The organism is Algoriphagus sp. (assembly GCF_029254265.1).
Classification (GTDB): domain Bacteria; phylum Bacteroidota; class Bacteroidia; order Cytophagales; family Cyclobacteriaceae; genus Algoriphagus.
The window spans coordinates 1-3,856 of the sequence record NZ_JAQWXX010000078.1 but is presented as its reverse complement, the minus strand read 5'-3'; the positions used below and the strand labels follow the sequence as shown (position 1 = coordinate 3,856).

The window sequence follows — 3,856 nt, the reverse complement described above, 5'->3', positions numbered from 1 at the left end:
GGTCAAAACCGTTTATTTTGACCTAATTTAGTACCCGTTAAGATCGCAAGAAAGCGATTGTCACTGGCTGTCACTTCTAACTTATTTGGCTACTGGCATCTTTGCGGATATACATATTAGTTTATAAAATTCAATGTATATACAACTGTTAGATGTCTCCGGGAGTTCAGCGACTGACTGATATTTGGTTTCTTTTTGGAGAATGTCGTTCAGCCTATTGATCTTAAGCTTCAATAATTTCGGCTCACATTGGGAATTTGTACTAGTAAATCAATACTTTGAAATATGGATACAAAATTGGTGCTCATCACAGGCGCAGCCAGTGGAATCGGTCTTCATTTGGCCAAGTCGCTCAGCGAAAAAGGATATGCTTTGGTTGTAATAGATCTGAATTTAGAGCAATTGCAAATGGAGTTTCGTGAAAATGAGAAACTCCTAATTTTTTCGGGGGATGTGTCTTTGCCTTCTACTTGGGAGAAAATCCTGCATTTGATCGATTCCAAAAATGCCATCGTTTCTCATTTATTTAATTGCGCTGGAGTGATTAGGCCGGGTTTTGTGAAAGACTTTGAGCTATACGATATTGATTTTCATTTTAATGTAAATACCAAAGGAAGTATTCTAGGGTTGAAATTTATCGCAGATCGGATGAAGGTACAGGGCTTTGGTCATGTGATTACGATTGCCTCCTTGGCGGGTTTGGCTCCTGTTTCTGGATTGAGTTTATATGCTGCTTCCAAATTTGCAATTCGGGGTTTCTGTCTGGCAGCTGCGGCAGAATATAAACAGTTTGGGGTGAAAATTTCCGTTGTTTGCCCCGATCTGGTCGCTACCCCAATGCTGGATTTACAGCTGGAGTATCCTGAAGAAACCAAACTTACTTTTAGCGGACCTTCAAAAGTTTTGCAGCCTGAGGATATTACTAAAGCACTGATCCGGTTAATGGACAAACCAAAAGAGCTGATTTGTATCCCTGAATCTCGGGGCTTGCTCGCGAAAATTGCAGGAATATGGCCTTGGGCTGGAGAGGTTTTTAGAGAAAAATTGGAAAAGAAGGGAGCAGAAACCATCAAAAAACTCCGATCTCGCTAGTTTTTTAAATATATCCACAATCTTATCCGTAAAGATTTAAATACAATCGGAACTAGGGTAAATAATGGATTTCAGACCACTTCGATCTCCTTTATTCGGTCTCCGATCCTCCAGAGCAGAGAAAATAACGCTACTTGGATCAATGCGATTGATCATAATTAACACTTTTTAATACGATTATTTTCGTACTATCTCTTGACTTACGATGATCTTCGTATAACTTTGTACGAAAGCTATCGTAAGAACTACCATGACCAAACCTACCGAATCCGAATTAGAGATCCTTGCCTTGCTTTGGGAATTGGAGGAAGCAAGTGTGCGACAGATTCACGAGCGACTTGCCGAGACCAAGGACACAGGCTACACGACTACTCTGAAGATAATGCAAATCATGCATGCTAAAGGAATGGTCAGTCGTGATGAGCAAAATCGCTCCCATATTTATAGACCAGCGACCAATCAGAAAGAAACGCAAAATTCACTTTTGAAAAATTTGGTCAATACTGCGTTTGGAGGTTCTGCTCAAAACCTGGTGATGCAGGCACTGGGTCAGGAAAATCCTTCGAAAGAGGAGCTAGACGAAATCAGAGCATTTTTAGATCAACTTGAACAGAAGAAACCATGAACCTTTTAACTGAATGGATCCCCGAGCATTTGCGCTATGCCATAGGTTGGACACTTGTTCACTCACTTTGGCAGCTACTTGCAATCGGAATTTTACTTTGGATAGGGTTGAAAATTGCAACCAATAAAAGCGCTGCATTCAAATATAATCTTGGGTTATTAGCGCTTGGGTCAAGCCTTCTAATAACTGTTGCCACCTTTGCCTATGAGTTAATCAGCTTTGCTCCAGCTTCTGATATGGAAGTTTGGTTGACAAATTTGGTTTTTGTAGAATCAATAGATGCTGCATCTGGCTTTGCTGCCGAAGACTTCCTCCTGAAGACAATCAATTGGATTAACCAGCAGCTACCGATTTTAGTTAATTTCTGGTTTTTTGGAGCTTTACTTTTTCTCTTCAGACTCTTTAATAGCATGACCGAGTTGCGGATGCTCCGTAAGGCAGAATCTGTCCCCGTTGATTTCCAGGTAGAAAAGACATTTTATAGATTGGTTGGCAAATTAGGATTAAGTTCCAATATCAGCCTAAAGGTCACTGAATCTGGAATTTCGCCCATTACTTTTGGCTATTTAAAGCCAATAGTTCTTATTCCGGCGGCATTGGTTTTTCACCTTTCTCCGGCTCAGCTGGAAGCGATTATTGCGCATGAGTTGGCGCATGTCAAGCGAAATGATTACCTCATTAATTTGATTCAATCTGGATTGGAAGTCCTTTTCTTCTACCATCCTTCTTACTGGTGGATGGCACAGACGATCAAGGAACTCCGGGAAAATGCAGCAGATGATTTAGCCGTTCAGGCTGGAATCTCCCCAAGAGAACTGGCATTCAGCCTAGCAGAAGTCTTGAATTTTGCGCAGCAAAATCCTCCCGAATTGGCTTTGCCAGCGAGTAAAAAACGAAACCCAACTTTGCAGCGGATCAAGAGAATCTTGGGCCAGCCTGCTCAAAACTATCCACAAAACCCTATTATTTCTATCCCCATGTTACTAACCTTATTATTCAGCGCCGGCTTGATTGCGAGTGCGCAGCAAGATAGCCCAACTGCCTTTAAGGCAATCGAACCTGCTATTTATCTAGAGAATCCAGAGATTCTAGGTTTGGAACCGAATTACAATTTTCCAACTCAATTGGATACTGTGAAAAAGGAAACGGTGATTCAGAAAACCGAATCTACCAGTGATGATCCGATGGTATGGACCACAGATTCAGGAGAACGAATAATTATCAAGTCCAATGGGTCAAATTCATACACTTACAAAATTTCAGGAGACACGGTAATCACCAATGGTGATACCCTGATTGTGAAAGGGAATAAGAATTTCTACTTTAAAAACGGAGAAGGAATAGATTGGGCTACCATGCCTAAAATGGAATTTGACTTTCCTGAAGCTCCAATGGCCCCAACTTTCCCAGAAGCACCGATTTCGTTTTTTGAAATGAGTGAATTGCCTCCAATGCCGGAAATGGCTCCTATGGCTGAGATGCCTCCAATGCCGGAGATGGAAGGATTCGAGTTTTTTAATTCTGGTTCAGGAGCTACTGTATATAGAACTGGGAAAAATGGTGTATTTATTTCCCGTGATACCACTGAAATGGCCAAAGTGGAAAAAGAAAAATGGGCTCAAGAAATGGAAAAGCAGGCCAATGAATGGGCAAAGCGAAGTGAGGAAATGATGAAAGAGTGGGAGCCTCAAATGAAAGCATGGGAGGAAAAGATGGAAGCTTGGCAAAAAGCCAATGAGCCTAAAATGAAAGAGTTTGAGGAAAAGATGAAAGCTTGGCAAAAATCGAATGAACCTAAAATGAAGGAGTTTGAGGAAAAGATGAAAGCTTGGGAGAAGGCTCAGGAGCCCAAAATGAAAGAATTCGAAAAGCAGATGGAGGAATGGCAGGAGAAATTCCAACCTAAGATGGAGGAGTTTCAGCGGAAAATGGAAATCTGGCAAGAGGAAAATGCGGACAAATTTGAAGAGTTTCAGCGAAAGCTGGAGGAGCAGTTCAAAAAGAAGGATAATTCAAAAAATAGAGGTGTCCTTTTAATTGCATATATTTATAGCTTTTCAAACGCTCAAAATGGATATATTTAAAGGTCAAGGAGTCATAGAGTTCAGTAAAAGCTTCCAAACTGAACTTGACTGCAAG

General features: G+C 41.1%; 3 protein-coding genes. All 3 read left to right on the top strand.

The features are described from left to right. Nucleotides 1-285 precede the first annotated feature (285 nt). Entirely contained in the window at nucleotides 286-1,092 is an 807-nt protein-coding gene (locus P8O16_RS11555) for an SDR family oxidoreductase (protein ID WP_300314871.1), read from the top strand. Nucleotides 1,093-1,342: 250 nt separating this feature from the next. Further along, nucleotides 1,343-1,717 (top strand): BlaI/MecI/CopY family transcriptional regulator, encoded by a 375-nt coding sequence (locus P8O16_RS11550; RefSeq protein WP_300314868.1) that lies wholly within the window; start codon nucleotides 1,343-1,345, stop codon nucleotides 1,715-1,717. Beyond that, on the top strand, nucleotides 1,714-3,801 hold the full coding sequence (locus P8O16_RS11545; RefSeq protein ID WP_300314864.1) for a M56 family metallopeptidase: 2,088 nt from the start codon (nucleotides 1,714-1,716) through the stop codon (nucleotides 3,799-3,801). The genes P8O16_RS11550 and P8O16_RS11545 overlap by 4 nt, the downstream gene beginning before the upstream one ends. Nucleotides 3,802-3,856: the final 55 nt, after the last annotated feature.